The sequence below is a fragment of the Plantactinospora sp. B24E8 genome, assembly GCF_039871735.1.
In the GTDB taxonomy this organism is placed as follows: Bacteria; Actinomycetota; Actinomycetes; order Mycobacteriales; family Micromonosporaceae; genus Plantactinospora.
Genome location: NZ_JBDPMH010000022.1, coordinates 55,158 through 69,595 on the forward strand (window position 1 = coordinate 55,158; position 14,438 = coordinate 69,595).

The following is a 14,438-nucleotide window of genomic DNA, read 5'->3' on the forward strand; positions in this document are numbered from 1 at the left end:
ATGACACACGCGAGAAGACGAACCGGACGTACCGCGGGGGCCGCGGTGACGGCGGAGGCTGCGGCGCGGTGTTGAGGTCGGACACGGGCGAGGTCTCCGACGATGTCCCGGGCGTGTTGGAGACCGCGGCCCTGTTGCGTGAGGTGACCGCGGGTCTGATCACCAGCGACGACTTCGACGCCGCGCTGGCCCGGCTGGCCCGGACCACCCAGGACGCGATAGCCGAGGTCACCTGGTGCGGGGTCACCGTGCTGCGGTCCGGGGCGCCGGCCTCGGTCGCCGCCTCCGAGGCGCGGCTGCGCGCCCTCGACGACGTCCGGTACGGCACCGACGGGCCGGCGATGACCGCAATCCGGCAGCGGGAACTGGTCTGGTCGGCGGACCTGCGCGCGGAGGCCCGGTGGCAGCGCTGGACCGGGCAGGCGCTGGCCCTCGGCGTACACGGTGTGCTGGCGGTACCGGTGGACGTCGACGAGCACGTGATCGGCTCGATCAACCTGTACGCCCGCGAGCCCGGTGTGCTCGGGGCCGCCCAGCAGCTCACCGCGATGCTGCTCGCCGAACACGCCGGCCTGCTGCTCGGCGCGGTACGGGACCGGGACCGGCAGGCGGAACTGGTCGGCGAGTTCGTCCGGAAGCCGTCAGCCGGGCGGATCGTCGACCAGGCGATCGGGGTTATCATGACTCAACGTGGCTGCAACGCCACGGAAGCTCTGCAGGTGTTGCGTACCGCCTCGGCGGCCCTGGCCATACCGGTCCGGGACGTCGCCGAACGGCTGGTCACCTCGGTGACCCGACCCCGGGACACCTGAGCGCGTCCGGCGTCGTCCGGTCCGGGTCGTTTCGGCGCGACGGCGTACGGGTAGCACGGGCAAGGCCGGTCGATGGGCGAGCCGGGGAGGGCCACGTCATGCAGAGCCGCCTGCGGGTACACGGGCATCCGATCCAGCCGATGCTGGTGACCTTCCCGTTCGGACTGTTCGTCTGCGCCACCGTCTTCGACCTGGCGGACCTCCTCGGTGGACCGGTGTTCCTCGGGCTGGTCGGCTACTGGACCACGGTGGCGGCGCTGGTCGCGGCCGGGCTCACCGCCGTCGCCGGCCTGGTCGACCTCTGGGACGTGCCCGGCGACCGGACCCGGCGGACGGCGGTCACCTTCAACCTGGTGAACGCCGCGGTGGCGGTGCTCTTCGTCTTCGCCTGCCTGATCCGGTCCGGTAGGGCGGCGCACGGGGCGAGCGGCGGACTGCTCACGGTGGAACTACTGGGGTTGGCACTCGGGGTGGTCGGGGTGCGGTTGGGTAGCGCCCTGGTCCGGCAGTTCGACCCGCCGACCCGGGAACCCGCCGGCTTCGACGGGTTCGGCCCGCCGGCCTCCTCGGTCGCCGGCGGCTTCGGGCGCCGCCGCGGCGGGTGAGAGCGAGCGTGCCCCGGGTCGGGCGACCGGCCCGGTGCGCGGCGCGGACCCCGGCTCAGGTGTGCGCGTCGGCCCGGTGGGCGGCGAGGACGTCGTCACCGAAGTCGCTGTCCGGGCGGCGCAGCACGGTGTGCGCGTGGTTGCCGTCGTCGCTCGTGTTGTCGTACTCGATCAGCAGGTCCTCGCCCTGGATCCGGTAGTAGTGCCGGCCGCCCGGCCGGGTCGGGCCCTCCCAGGCGAAGTGGAGGTCGCCGCGGCCGATCCGGGTCGCCTCGGCGGCGGCCAGCTCCGGCGGTAGGCGGTCGAGGTAGAGCGCGACGAGCTGGTCGAGCAGGGCCCTCGGGGTCGGGGACAGCGTGCCGGCCCGCAGGCCGAGGGGCGTGATCCGTCCGGTGACCCGAGCCCGGGTGGCGCTACGGATGTCGTCCGGTGCCTCGTCCGCGACCACCGCGTCGGCCCGGCCCCGGGGACCGAGCGCGTCGAGCAGGGCGAACGCCAGGTCCTCCTCGGGAGCGAGCGGCCGGCTCACCGGCCGGCCGGCGTAGCTGACCCGGGCCGGGTTGGCCCCGAGGAAGACCGGTGCCGGGGAGACCCGGTCGCCGGCGACGGTCATCGTGACCGAGAGGTGGTGTCCCTCGAACCGCCACGACCAGATGTCGTCCCGGGTCGGGTCGCCGAAGACGACAACCCGGTAGTCGTCGCTGTGCCGGCCCCGCTGCCAGCCCTCCTGCCGGTCGAGGACCTCCTCGAGGGCCATAATCGTGGCGGCCTGGGCGTACGCGTGCGGGCTCAGTGCGGTGGCGAGCAGGCGGTGGGTGGCCTTGCGCGCGGTCCGGTCGAGGTCGGCCAGGCAGGCGCCGGGTCGGGGGCGGGGCCGGTACTCGAGCCACCGGCGGCCGGCCTCGTCGGCGAACGGCCGGGCGGCGAGGTCCCGGGTCGGGCCGGGCAGGGCGTCGAGCAGGGCGGTGGCCACGGTCCGCATCCGTGCGCCGAGCGTGGTCGGTCCCCGGTTGACGCCACCCGCTCGCTCCTCAGCCACCTGACCAGCCTACTTGTCCCGTACCGGCGCGGGCCTCAGGGATGGGGTCGCGCGGAGCAGGGCGGCGGCCCGGGTCAGGTACCGGCGGTGCAGGCGGACGGCGGGCGTCGGGGGACAGGTCGGGATCCAGGGTTTGTCGCTGCCGACGAAGTGCAGCAGGGCCGGCGATGTCGGCGGTGGCCGCAGCCGGATGACGGAGACGATCCAATCGCAGGTCTCCCGGTAGCGGTCGGTCTCGAAGGCGTTGAACTCGACGTCGAGCGGCTGGGCGTTGTCGCGGTGCAGAACCGAGAGGTTCAGTGCGTCCTGGTCGTTGAAGTGGATGTGTCGGGCAGCCCGGTTCATGATCGAGGCCACATCGGACCGGAGCTGGGCCAGCAGCCCGGTGTGGCACCACATGGCGCCGGCGTTGAAGTACGGTCGGCCCCGGAACGGCGGCCATCGCTGCGCCACTGCGGGCAACGCGGGACCGTGGCCGACGGTGTGGTTGAAGAGGTCGCGGACCAGGCCGATCCGCGGTTCGGGAAGCGCGTTGAGCGGTGCGGTGATGTCACCCAGGACCAGGGTGTCGCTGTCCAGGTAGACGAGGTACGGCCGGTCGAGGAACGCCTTGTCGAAGTGGAACCGCAGGTACGTGGCGGCGGAGATGTACCCGCCCTCGACCACGCGCCAGTGGGCGGCGGGGATCTCCCGTCGCGCTTCGAAGGAGGCGAACCCGAGCCATCGGACGGCCGCCCCCAGGGCCGCCACGTCGGCCCGCGACAGGTCGGTCGTGAGGACCCGGACCGCGATGGTCGCCCTGTCCCTGCCGGGGGTGGCCTCGGCCAGTGACACCAGTGTCACGAGTGACGGCAGCAGGTAGCGCTGGTCGACGCAGAGCCCGACGGCGAGCATGTCAGTAGGAGAATCGGCGTAGCGCCAGCAGGGGGCGACCGCGACGGAGGGCCTCCCACGCGACCCCGGCGTCGAACGAGAGGTCCACCAGTACTCCCGACACGTGGCGGGCGAGGTGGGCCAGACGGCCCCCGGCACGCGGTGGGAATCCGCCGTGTCGGGTCGGGTCGGCGGTCCTGCGCAGGTCGCGGCGAGCCAGGTCGACGGCGAGGTACGCCAACGGCGGCCCGAGGAGAACCAGTATCCCGATCAGTGGTGCCGGACCCGTGAACGGTAGGCAGGTCAGCCCGGCGATGACACCGAGGACGAACGGGTTGGCCCGCCACCGCCGTCGTGCCTGGTGGCGCGAGGTCAGGAAGACGTCGGCCCGCCCGTACGTGAACTGCTTGTTGAGGATCTGGGTGAGTCGGCCGGTGGCGTCGCGTCGGTGCAGGACAACCGCCCGCGGGCCGGCGATCCAGCGGTAGCCGTGGTCGCAGAGGCGCGCGCCCAGGTCGACGTCCTCGCCGCCGACGGGGGTGAAGATGTCCTCGTCGAATCCGCCGAGGCGCAGGAAGACCGCACGGAGGATGGACAGGTTGCTGGTCGGCCCCCAGACGACCGGTCCGTCCGGCGGGTGGGCGTCCGACCGGCACCAGCGGCTGAAGTCGATGGGCTGCCAGTCCCGTGGCCCGTCGTCGAGGGCGACGGTCGCGCCGACCACCCCCGCCACGTCGGGCGCGGCGGCCCGGATAGCGTCGACGTGACCGGAGAGCAGGTCGGGAGTCGCGAGGCAGTCGGAGTCGATGAACAACAGGAGGTCGAAGCGAGCCTCGCGCGCGGCGAGGTTGCGTTTCGCACCGGCCGGTCGCGGGCCGCGCAGGTGCCGGACGGCCAGCTCGGCACAGCGGCGGTCGAGTGCGCGGAACTCCTCGTCGGGCGAATCGTCGACAACGATGATCTCGACCGGAATCGACAGCGTCCGCCTGGGCGCGGCCAATGACGTGAGCAGTGCCGAGACGTAGCGGCCGCGACCTCGGTGGGTGGGTATGCAGATGGTCAGCCCCCGTACCTGTACCAACGAACCTCCTCAGCCTGCGGCGGTCGGTCGGACCCGGCCCGCGCACTACCCGCCGAGCGGCGGAAGGTCGGCGATCCGGTCGCCGACCTGGCTGGTGAGCCGCCGCGCCGCCGTGAGGTACGAACGGTAGAGCCTCACCCCACGACACGGCGGGCACGTCCGTTGCCATGGCTTGTCGGGGCCGACGAAGTGGAGTACGACGGGATCGGCGCTGCCGGAGTTGTCCGACAGGTGGGCGCCCTCTTCGAAGCGTTCCAGTTCGAAGGTGTTCCAGGCCGCTCCGGCCGGCACGACCGCGCCGGAGAACAGCGCCCAGAGGTTCAGCGCGTCCTGGTCGTTGAAGTGTATGTGCTGTTGCGCGCGAGCCATGATGGTCGCGATGTGCCCACGCAGCCCGGGCAGGGTCTCGCTCGCGCACCACATGACGCCGGCGTTGTAGTACGGCCGGCCCGCGAACGACGGCCAGCGTTGCACCACCCCGGGCAGGGCCTGACCCCGACCGACGGCGTGCACCAGCCGGTCGCGTACGAGGGCGACCTGGCCGGTGGCCAGCGAGTCGAACGGACCGGAGAGGTCACCGAGGACGAGCAGGTCGGCGTCGAGGTAGACGAAGTGCGGGCGGTCGACGAACCGACGGGTGAAGCCGAAACGCAGGTACGTCGCCGCGGAAATGTGACCGCAGCTCGCCAGGCGCCAGTGCGCGTCGGTGCGCTGCCATCGCAGGTCGAAGGAGCCGAAGCCGAGGCGGTGTACGACCGCGGCCATGGTGGCGGCGCGGCTGCGGGCCAGGTCGGTGGTCAGCACGCGCACGCCGATGGACCTGACCTCGGCCGGTCCCCGGCTGTCGGCCAGGGAGGTCAGGGTGGCCAGCGCGGGCAGGAAGTAGCCTTCGTCGATACAGATGCCGACGGAGTACATCGACTCCTCCTCGCGCCCGGAGTCCCCATCCTAGGGTCGGTCGACTGTGGTCGGACGATCAAGGCGAGCGCGTGGGGTGGCGTGGCGTACCACTCGTGGCGATGGGACGTACCGCTCGTGGCGGTCCGGTCGCGGGCGGCGAGGGCCGGCACGTGCACGGTCGGCGGCGTCGGCCCACCAGTTCCGATCATGGTCAATAATGTGAGCCGGATCACATCGACGGCAGGCTGGTCCAGGTAAGGTCTGGACATTCGTAAACCCCTTTCGAAGGGTGCCGCCAGATGTTCAGATTCCCCCCACAAGGGCCGCGGCGACTCCGGATCGTCGGGCTCGGCGCGCTCGCTCTCCTGGTGGCGAGCACGGCCGTAGCCCCGGCAAGCAGCGCCAGTCCGGCATCGTCCACAACGGAGCAGGCCGGTACGGCCACGGCCGGTCCGCCCGGTGTGGACGAGATCTCCAGCAGCTCGAACCTGCGGCAGATCGCCAACGTCCCCAAGCCGGGTCCGTTCAACACCCAGGCCGCGCTCAACTCCGACCTGGCCTTCCAGGACCGGTACGTCTTCGCGGGCAACTACGACGGTTTTGTCATCTACGACGTCAAGAACCCGGCGCGACCGTCCATTGTGTCCCAGGTGCTCTGCCCCGGGTCGCAGAACGACATCACCGTCTACGGTGACCTGCTGTTCCTCTCCACCGACTCGCCGCGCAGCGACGACTCGTGCAGCAGCACGAGCGTGCCGAGCAGCCAGACGGTGTGGGAGGGCATCAAGATCTTCGACATCAAGAACAAGAAGGCGCCCCGGTACATCAAGTCGGTCCAGACCGCGTGCGGCTCGCACACCCACACCCTGGTGCCCGGTAAGGACCGGAAGGCGGTCTACCTCTACGTCTCGTCGTACGGGCCGTCCAGCACCTACGCCGGGTGCCCGACGCCGCACGACTCGATCTCGATCATCAAGGTGCCGGTGAAGAAGCCGACCCAGGCCGCCGTGGTGGCCGTGCCGGACCTCTTCGCCGCCGACAACGGTGGTAACCCGGGTGGCAACGGCAGCTCGACCACGAGCGGCTGCCACGACATCACCGTCTTCGCGAGCAAGGACCTGGCCGCCGGCGCCTGCATGGGTGACGGCATCCTGATGGACATCCGCGACCGTGAGAAGCCGCGGGTGATCAACCGGGTCCGGGACACCACGAACTTCGCGTTCTGGCACTCGGCTACCTTCAACAACGCCGGCACCAAGGTGGTCTTCACCGACGAACTCGGCGGCGGCAGCGGCGCGACCTGCGTCGAGTCGGTGGAGCCGACCCGGGGCGCGGACGCCATCTACGACATCACCGGTCGCGGGGACGGGCGCGAGCTGGTCTTCCGGAGCTACTTCAAGATTCCGCGACTGAACACCTCGCTGGAGAACTGCGTCGCCCACAACGGCTCGCTGATCCCGGTGCTGGGTCGGGACATCATGGTCCAGGCGTGGTACCAGGGCGGTATCTCGGTGTGGGACTTCACCAACTCCGCCCGTCCGGTGGAACTCGGTTACTGGGAGCGGGGCCCGCTCTCCGAGACCGAGCGGATCATCGGCGGCTCGTGGTCGGCGTACTGGTACAACGGCCACATCTACTCCAACGACATCCAGAAGGGTCTGGACGTCCTGGAGGTACGGGACTGGCGGCTGTGGAGCGCGCAGCTGACCAAGTTCAAGGAGTTCAACCCGCAGACCCAGCCCACCTACCTGGGTGGCCGGTAGGCGCCAGGCACGACGGAACGGCCCGGTTCCCGCTCGCGGGGGCCGGGCCGCTCCGCGTCCGGGGCCGGCCCGCCCGCGTGGTACCTTGCCCGACCGGTGAGGGGAGGACGGTTGGACGAGGGGATCTACGTCGGCAACGCGGCCAAGGACGGCGCCGGGAACGGCGGCTGGTTGCTCGGCCACTTCATGCCGGCCGGGGTGGACGTGCGGCACAGCACCGACGTCGAGGTGAAGTGGGGGATGCACCCGGCCGGCGACACCCGGGCGGAGTGGGTCACCGGCGAGCGGCGAACGGCGCTGCTGGTGCTGGTCTCCGGCCGGTTCCGGATGGAGTTCCGGGGGCGCGGGGTCACCCTCGCCGAGCCCGGTGACTACGTCGTCTGGGGGCCGGGCATCGACCACTCGTGGTACGCGCCGGAGGAGGCGGTGGTGCTCACCGTCCGGTGGCCGTCGGTCCCCGGTTACCGGGTCGCGGCCGACTGACCCCGCACCGCCGTCCCGGGCCGACCAGGGCCGGTCCCCGGCGTGTCCCGCGCGGAGTCCCGGAACGCCGGGGCGCACTGGGTCGACGAGGAGTGTCACGTCGGCCCCGGTCGGCGTGGCGCGGTCGGTCAGCCGAGGGTGCAGCCGACCGTCGGTGCCGGGTTGCTGCCGGTCCAGCTGCCGATGAAACCGAAGGTGGTCGACCCGCCGCCGCCCAGCGCCCCGTTCCAGCCCACGTTGCGGGCGGTGGCGACGGTGCCGCTCTGGCTGACTTCGGCGTTCCACGCCTGGCTGACCCGCTGTCCGGCGGGGAAGGAGAGCTGCGCGGTCCAGGATCGACTCGCCGAGGTGCCGTTGTTCCGGACGCTGACCTCACCCTGGAAGCCGCCCTGCCACTGGCCGGTGGTCCGGTAGGTGGCGACACAGGCACCGCCGGCCGGCGGTGTACTCGGCGCCGCCGTCGGGGTGACGGGCGGCGTGGGCGGGGTGCCGGTGGGTGTGGTCGGTACGACGGTCGGCGGCGGGGTCGGCGTGACCCCGTCCAGTACGGCGGTCAGCGCCGGGTACCACCGGTCGGACACCTTCTGGTCGCCGGCGGCGTTGGGATGGACGCCGTCGTAGGTGTCGCTGCCGGTGCTGAAGCCGGTCCACTGGTCGACCACCACGATCGGCGACCGGGCGGTGGTCTTCGACGACGCCCAGCCGCCGATGGCGTTGTTCAACGCGACAACCCGCTGGCCACACTCGGCGCAGGTGGCCGGGGCCATCGGGATTATCTTCGCGACCAGGATCCGCATACCCGGGTTGCTGACCCGCATCTGGTCGACGAGTTTGCCGTACGCGGCCAGGATGGTGGCCGGTGCCCGGTTGCTCCAGACGTCGTTGGTGCCGAAGTGCATCAGGACGACGTCCGGGCGGGTCGTCGACAGCCAGGCCGGCAACTGGTTCTGGTCGGCCACGGTGGTGACCAGGGCGCCGCCGTGCCCTTCGTTGTCACCGTCGTACGGCTGTCCGCAGCCCTGCGGGCCGAGGGTGCCGACGAAGTCGATGTTGGTGTACCCGGTGTTCTGCAACCGGTTCCAGAGGATGGCGCGCCAGCAGCCGGGCGATCCGGTGATCGAGTCGCCGAGCGGCATGACCCGGACCGGGGCGGGGGCGGCCGGTAGCGCCGGTCCGGTGGGGACGATCGTGCCGAGGGCGACGACGAGCGCGGCCAGGGCGGCGCCGAGCAGGGGCCTGCGGAGCATGGTGATCTCCTGTCACGGTGATGGGGTGGTACGTGACGGCCCGGTGCTCCCGGTGGATATTGAAGCAGGTCACGGTAGGTCAACTCAACCGGTCAAGTTTCCGGCGCGCTGCCGGTGTGGTGTCGGCCGTTACGCTGCTGGTGAACCGGTCTTGACGGTGCGCTGCCGGCGCCGAGGATGAGGTGATGACGGACGGTGGCACCGTGCGACGACTCGACCTCGGCTACTTCGTGCGACCGGCCGAGGAGGTCGGCGGGCCACATCCCCGGGTCGAGCCGGTCTACGGCTACCTGGTCCGTCGGCCCGAGGGTCTGATCCTCTTCGACACCGGTATCGGTGCGGCCGATCCGGAGACGGAGGCGCACTACCGGCCACGGCGGCGTGCGCTGGTCGCCGCGCTCGCCGCCGCCGGAGTACGCCCGGAGGACGTCTCGCTGGTCGTCAACTGCCACCTGCACTTCGACCACTGTGGCGGGAACCGTTCGCTGGGCGGCCGTCCGATCGTCGTACAGCGGGCCGAGTTGGCCGCCGCCCGGGCGCCCGGGCACACCGTCGCCGAACTGGTCGACTTTCCCGGCGCCCGGTACGAGGAGCTCGACGGCGAGGCCGAGCTCTGGCCCGGGGTCCTGGTGATTCCCACCGCCGGGCACACCGTCGGGCACCAGTCCCTGTCCGTGCGGCAGCCGGACGGCACGGTGATCCTGGCCGGTCAGGCCCGGGACTTCGCCTCCGGGTACGCCTCGGACGAGTTGGCGTTGCGGGCGTCCCGGGACGGGGTGGCCGCCCCGTTGCCGCCGGTGCCGCGGTGGCTGGCCCGGCTGGTCGACCTCGACCCGGCCCGGGTGCTGTTCGCCCACGACGGCGCCGTCTGGGAGCCGTCGTAGGTGTACCGCGGCGGGACCGGGCTTCCCCGGTCAGCGGCCGGCAGCCCGGGGGCAGCTGCTGCCCGCGTAGCGGAAGAGGGAATCGGTGACGTCCTCGCGGATCGACCGGCGCCGGGTCAGCGTGTACGTGTCGACCACGGGTTCGGCGGCCAGCGGGTCCGGCCGGACCGGACAGGCGTCGAGGTGGTCGAGCAGCCACACCTGTTCACCGCTCGGACCGGTGCCGGTGACGAAGGAGAGGGTCAGTGCCGTGGTGCCGGTGAACCGCGGCGGTGGGGTCGACTCGAGCGTGGGACGGGTCAGACAGGCCGGCGTGGTGTCGACCACCCGTGCCGTGACGACGACGCGTCCGCCCGGCTCGACGGTCGTCCGGACCGACCGGGGTTGCGCGACGACCTCGAGGCGCTGCCAGTCGTCCCAGAAGTTGCCGGTCGGGCGGGGTGTCGCCGGTGGTGGCGGGCCGGTCGGCAGCAGCACCTGGCAGCGTCGGGCGTTGCGGTGCAGTTCGTCGAGGCCGGCGCTGTGGACGTCGTCGCGGTGCAGCGCACCGAGGTACGGCGTGACGTCACTCGGGGTCCGGGCGTCCAGCAACGTGAGGAGCCGGTCCAGATAGGCGTTCAGGAGTTCCGGGCCCGGGTCCACCTCGGCCGCCGCGATCGACAGCAGGTGGCGCAGGCCGACGGGGCAGGTGCTGGCGAGGGACGGGGTGTTGGCGACGAGGGCGGCGGCCCGGACGGGATCGGTGCAGACCTCGGCGAAGACGGCCCGGTCCCGCGCCTCCTGTTCGGCGTCCAGCGACTCGGCGCGGTGGTCGATGTACCAGGTCGCGACCGAGGCGAGGGTGACGAGCGCGGCGCCGAGCACGGCGCCGACCGGTTGCCTGCGTCGTCTCGCGGTCCAGGTGGGCCTCGCCGCGCTCTCCGCCTCGGCGGCGGGTTCGTGGTTGTCGTCCGTCCGTTCCTCCACCACCGGCACCTCCTGGTCGCCCGGGCCTCACAGTAGCCAGGCGCGACAAGATCCACGGCGGCTGACCGGAGCGGTATCGCGCCAACGGGTGCGGGATCGTCGGGGAGCGGCTTGTGGAAAAACCTACAAAGCAGATAGGTTTTATGGGCTATCATCGTGACCGACCTTGGTACCGGCTCCCGAGGACGTACCCATGATCTCCGGAATCTCCGATCCGCTCGCCGTCGCCCGCCGGTTCGCCGCGGACGCCGGCGGCCTGACCGGCTGGCCGGTGCCCCTGCGTCTTGATCCGGCACGGCGTTGGTACCACCGGCTCGCCCACGCGGACGACCACGAGGTGTGGCTGCTCACCTGGCTGCCCGGCCAGCAGACCGAGCTGCACGACCACGGCGGGTCGGCCGGCGCCTTCCTGGTCGCCGCCGGCTCTCTCACCGAGGAGATTGTGGACCGTGGCCGGTTGCGTCCGAGGGAACTCGGTGCCGGCGCCGGCCGTCGGTTCGGCCCGCACCACGTGCACCGGGTGGCGAACCACACGGACCGACCGGCGGTGAGCGTGCACGTCTACCGCCCGGCACTGCTCCGGATGACCAGTTACCGGCTGGAGGGTGGCGAGCTGCGGGCGGTCGAGGTGGCCGAGGCGGGGGTCGCCTGGTGAACGGCGGCGGCGCCGTGCGTCGGGGTCATTCGGCCGGCCCGGGCGGAGCAGGGCCGGCGACACGCCGGACAGGACGGGAAGGACCGTACGAGTGGAACTGAGCAACCTCCGCGACGAGGCCGGATGCTGTCGTCGCACGACGGCTCCGGTGGGCTCCCGGAGCATCGACGAGATCCTCGCCGCCGCGCGCCGACGGCTACGGCGGCTCGATCCGGAGCAGGCGCACCTGGCCGCCCGGGCCGGTGCCGTCCTGGTGGACATCCGTCCCGCCGCCCAGCGGGCCGCCACCGGAACCATTCCCGGCGCGTTGATCGTCGACCGCAACGTACTGGAGTGGCGGTTCGATCCACGCAGCACCAGTCGTCTGCCCGTCGCCCACCGGTACGACCTACCGGTCATCGTCTACTGCCAGGAGGGTTACACGTCCGCACTGGCCGCCGCCGCGCTGCAGGACCTCGGCCTGCACCGGGCGACCGACGTCGTCGGCGGCTTCGTCGCCTGGCGGGTGGCCGGTCTGCCGGCCTTCGGGCCGGTCGACCTCTTCGCCCAGCCGACCATCTCCGTGCCGGCCACCGCCCGGCACGCCTTCACCTGAACCCGCGCCACCGCGCGGGACGAGACGGGCCGCAGTCCACAGAGGAGTTCTCCATGTCGGTCGTCGCCATCCACCCGCGCACCCCCTCCCCGGGAGGACCGGGTCGTCCCACGACCCGTCGTCGGTCGGTTCTGCCGGACGCCGCGACCCTCCGGCTCACCCTGGAGGTCCCGTTGGCCGGCGAGCGGCTGCCGGCACAGCTCGCCATCCTGCTCGAACTGGCCCGAGACCTCGCCGACCAGGGCGGCACGCTGGCGGTGACCGGCGTCGCCGACCACTCTCCGGTCACCGACCTTTCGGCCCGTACCGCCGGGTCGGACCGGCCGGGCGACGTCGCGGACCGGCCCGCCGACGACGTAACCGATCCCACCCGGCCCGCCGTCGGCGCCGCCGACCAGGGGAGGTCCACGACCGACGGCGCGGCCGACAGCGGCGCCGCCGGTCCCGAACCGTTGCGGGTGCTCACCGGTCCACGGACCGTACTGCGTGGTGGGCTGTCCCTGCCGTTGACCCGACTCGAGTACGACCTGCTGCTCTTCCTGGCCCGGCATCCGCGTCGGGTCTTCACCCGGACCCAGTTGCTGGCCAGCGTCTGGGGTTACCAGCACGCCGTGGCCCGCACGGTGGACGTGCACGTCCGTCGGTTGCGAGCCAAGGTGGGCGAGCTGACGCCGTTGGTCACCACGGTGCACGGGGTGGGCTACCGGCTCGCCGACGACGCCCGGGTCCGGGTCGAGGATCCGGAGTGAGCGATCGGGCGGCCCGGTGTTGAGTCCCGGCTGAGCCGCGCCCGGCGGCGGTCAGCCCAGCCAGGCGGCGATCCCGACGAGCGAGACGGCCCCGGCCACGGTGGAGAGCACCACCACGTCCCGGGCCAGTGAGCGGGCCTGCCGGTAGTGGGTGGCGAAGACGAAGACGTTCTGCGCGGTTGGCAGCGCCGAGGTCACCACCGCCGCGAGCAGGGCCGGCCCGGTCAGGTGCAGGACGAACCGGGCCAGCACGTACGCCAGCGCCGGCTGCACCAGCACCTTCAGGGCGACGGCCAGGTACCGCGCTCCGGCGTCGGCGGCGGCCAGCGGCCGGCTGCCCGGCAGTGACATGCCGAGTGCGAGCAGCGCCAACGGCACCGCCGCCGAGCCGACGAGTTCGAACGGGCGGAGCACCTCGGCCGGCGGCGTCCACCCCGAGACGGCGACGGCCAGGCCGGCCGCGCAGCCCAGCATGATCGGGTTCCGGGTCGGCAGCAGGACCAGCCGACGCAGTGAGGGCCGCCGGTGGGCCGTCGTGAGGTCCAGCACGGCCAGCGCGAGCGGGGCCGCGACCAGCACCTGGAAGATCAGGACCGGGGCGACGAACGAGACGTCGCCCAGCACGTACGCGGCGACCGGGATGCCGAGGTTGGCGGCGTTGACGTACGACGCGCAGAGGGCGCCGACCACCGCCTCCCCGGTGCCCCGGTGCCAGACGTACCGGGCGACGAGCAGGTAGATCGCGGCCACGAGCACGGTGCTCAGCACGAACGCGGCCAGCGCGGGCGTGACCATGTCGGCCACTGTGGACCGGGCGAGGGTGCTGAACAGCAGGGCCGGGGTGGCGATCAGAAACACCAGCCGGGCGACCACCGTGGTGCCCTCGGTACCGAGCAGGGCGTACCGGCCGACGAGATAACCGACCAGGGTGACCGTCCAGATCACCGCGAACCCCGCCAGCACACCCCGCACCCCGACCATCCTGCCCGGTGCACGGTGATCGACAAGATCTGGTACTAAGAGCAAGCAAGTGATTCCGTTGAGTTTGTCGATTGTCACAGTCAAGCAACGCCGTGTCCCCTTGACCCTCGCCCTGGTGCCCGGAAGCATCGACCAGGCGGCGTTTCGGGCCGCGGGGGGAAACACCCGGAGCAGCCAAGGAGAAGCATGTCGGTCAGCCCCACCTCGTCCCGCGCCGGATGGCAGCTCAGCCAACCGGCCGGACCCGGCAGACCGCCTGGCGCGTCACGACGTCCGGGTCCCGCCTCGCCGACGCTCACGGTGACACTCTCCATCCCGCTCAACGGTGGTGAGGAGTCGCTGACCGCCCCGGCCCGCCGGCTGCTCGAAGCCGCCCGGGAACTCGTCGAGCGGGGCGAGGCGACGGTCAGCGGCGTCGTACCCGCCGTGGTGGAACGACGTGCCGAGCCGGCACCGGCCCCGCCGGCCGCCCCGCCGCCACCGGAGTCGACCCCACGCAGCCTGCGTATCCTCGCCGCCTCCCGGTCCGTCCTGCTGGACGGCGATCCGCTGCCGTTGACCCGTCTCGAGTTCGACCTGCTGATGCACCTGGTCGACAACCCACGCCGGGTCTTCACCCGGCTCCAGCTGCTGGCGGCGGTCTGGGGATACGAGCACACCGGTCTGCGTACCGTCGACGTGCACATCCGACGGCTCCGGGGCAAGGTCGGCACCGACCTGCCCCTGATCACCACCGTGTACGGCGTGGGCTACCGGCTCGCCGACGACGCCGTGGTGACCATCGACCGCAACGGCTGAGCCGGCC

16 protein-coding genes are annotated in these 14,438 nt (G+C 72.0%); 9 read left to right on the plus strand and 7 right to left on the minus strand.

The genetic code is table 11. From position 1 onward, the window contains the following. Positions 1-71 precede the first annotated feature (71 nt). Positions 72-812, plus strand: a complete 741-nt coding sequence (locus ABGB21_RS25685) for a GAF and ANTAR domain-containing protein (RefSeq protein ID WP_347679968.1) — start codon at positions 72-74, stop codon at positions 810-812. Between the two features lie 98 nt (positions 813-910). Then, positions 911-1,417: a DUF2231 domain-containing protein gene (locus ABGB21_RS25690; RefSeq protein WP_347679926.1), complete on the plus strand. Its 507-nt coding sequence runs from the start codon at positions 911-913 to the stop codon at positions 1,415-1,417. Between the two features lie 55 nt (positions 1,418-1,472). On the opposite strand, the gene ABGB21_RS25695 is transcribed toward ABGB21_RS25690, so the two are convergent. The 4 genes from ABGB21_RS25695 to ABGB21_RS25710 form a co-directional block, all read right to left on the minus strand. Then, positions 1,473-2,399, minus strand: coding sequence for a DUF3500 domain-containing protein (locus tag ABGB21_RS25695; protein ID WP_347657384.1), 927 nt, complete (start codon positions 2,397-2,399; stop codon positions 1,473-1,475). Positions 2,400-2,465: 66 nt separating this feature from the next. Then, positions 2,466-3,350, minus strand: a complete 885-nt coding sequence (locus ABGB21_RS25700) for a glycosyltransferase (protein WP_347657378.1) — start codon at positions 3,348-3,350, stop codon at positions 2,466-2,468. Position 3,351: 1 nt separating this feature from the next. Beyond that, on the minus strand, positions 3,352-4,410 hold the full coding sequence (locus ABGB21_RS25705; protein WP_347657379.1) for a glycosyltransferase: 1,059 nt from the start codon (positions 4,408-4,410) through the stop codon (positions 3,352-3,354). A 45-nt stretch (positions 4,411-4,455) separates the two neighbouring features. Continuing rightward, complete coding sequence (locus ABGB21_RS25710; protein WP_347657380.1) at positions 4,456-5,328, minus strand: glycosyltransferase; 873 nt, start codon at positions 5,326-5,328, stop codon at positions 4,456-4,458. Positions 5,329-5,609: 281 nt separating this feature from the next. On the opposite strand from ABGB21_RS25710, the gene ABGB21_RS25715 reads away from it, so the two are divergent. Then, a complete protein-coding gene (locus ABGB21_RS25715; protein WP_347679928.1) occupies positions 5,610-7,073 on the plus strand; it encodes a hypothetical protein in 1,464 nt (487 codons plus the stop codon). A 111-nt stretch (positions 7,074-7,184) separates the two neighbouring features. After that, positions 7,185-7,556, plus strand: a complete 372-nt coding sequence (locus tag ABGB21_RS25720) for a signal peptidase I (protein ID WP_347657441.1) — start codon at positions 7,185-7,187, stop codon at positions 7,554-7,556. Between the two features lie 128 nt (positions 7,557-7,684). On the opposite strand, the gene ABGB21_RS25725 is transcribed toward ABGB21_RS25720, so the two are convergent. After that, positions 7,685-8,803 carry a cellulose binding domain-containing protein gene (locus ABGB21_RS25725; protein WP_347679930.1) on the minus strand — a complete coding sequence of 373 codons (1,119 nt, stop codon included), beginning with the start codon at positions 8,801-8,803 and terminating at the stop codon, positions 7,685-7,687. 185 nt (positions 8,804-8,988) lie between these two features. Here ABGB21_RS25725 and ABGB21_RS25730 point away from each other — a divergent pair, with 185 nt between their 5' ends. Further along, positions 8,989-9,687, plus strand: coding sequence for an N-acyl homoserine lactonase family protein (locus ABGB21_RS25730; protein ID WP_347657443.1), 699 nt, complete (start codon positions 8,989-8,991; stop codon positions 9,685-9,687). Positions 9,688-9,717: 30 nt separating this feature from the next. Here ABGB21_RS25730 and ABGB21_RS25735 read toward each other — a convergent pair whose 3' ends face one another. Continuing rightward, entirely contained in the window at positions 9,718-10,653 is a 936-nt protein-coding gene (locus ABGB21_RS25735; protein ID WP_347679932.1) for a hypothetical protein, read from the minus strand. A 193-nt stretch (positions 10,654-10,846) separates the two neighbouring features. Here ABGB21_RS25735 and ABGB21_RS25740 point away from each other — a divergent pair, with 193 nt between their 5' ends. The 3 genes from ABGB21_RS25740 to ABGB21_RS25750 all read left to right on the plus strand — a co-directional run bounded on the left by ABGB21_RS25740 (position 10,847) and on the right by ABGB21_RS25750 (position 12,652). After that, the gene (locus tag ABGB21_RS25740) at positions 10,847-11,308 is read left to right on the plus strand and encodes a cysteine dioxygenase family protein (RefSeq protein WP_347657445.1); all 462 of its coding nucleotides are present in this window, start codon (positions 10,847-10,849) and stop codon (positions 11,306-11,308) included. Positions 11,309-11,456: 148 nt separating this feature from the next. Next, a complete protein-coding gene (locus ABGB21_RS25745) occupies positions 11,457-11,903 on the plus strand; it encodes a rhodanese-like domain-containing protein (protein ID WP_347657494.1) in 447 nt (148 codons plus the stop codon). 53 nt (positions 11,904-11,956) lie between these two features. After that, on the plus strand, positions 11,957-12,652 hold the full coding sequence (locus tag ABGB21_RS25750; RefSeq protein ID WP_347679934.1) for a winged helix-turn-helix domain-containing protein: 696 nt from the start codon (positions 11,957-11,959) through the stop codon (positions 12,650-12,652). Between the two features lie 51 nt (positions 12,653-12,703). Here the strand turns inward: ABGB21_RS25750 and ABGB21_RS25755 are convergent, their stop codons facing one another. Then, complete coding sequence (locus ABGB21_RS25755) at positions 12,704-13,624, minus strand: AEC family transporter (RefSeq protein ID WP_347657447.1); 921 nt, start codon at positions 13,622-13,624, stop codon at positions 12,704-12,706. Positions 13,625-13,819: 195 nt separating this feature from the next. On the opposite strand from ABGB21_RS25755, the gene ABGB21_RS25760 reads away from it, so the two are divergent. Continuing rightward, the gene (locus tag ABGB21_RS25760) at positions 13,820-14,431 is read left to right on the plus strand and encodes a winged helix-turn-helix domain-containing protein (RefSeq protein ID WP_347657448.1); all 612 of its coding nucleotides are present in this window, start codon (positions 13,820-13,822) and stop codon (positions 14,429-14,431) included. The last annotated feature ends 7 nt before the right edge of the window (positions 14,432-14,438 follow it).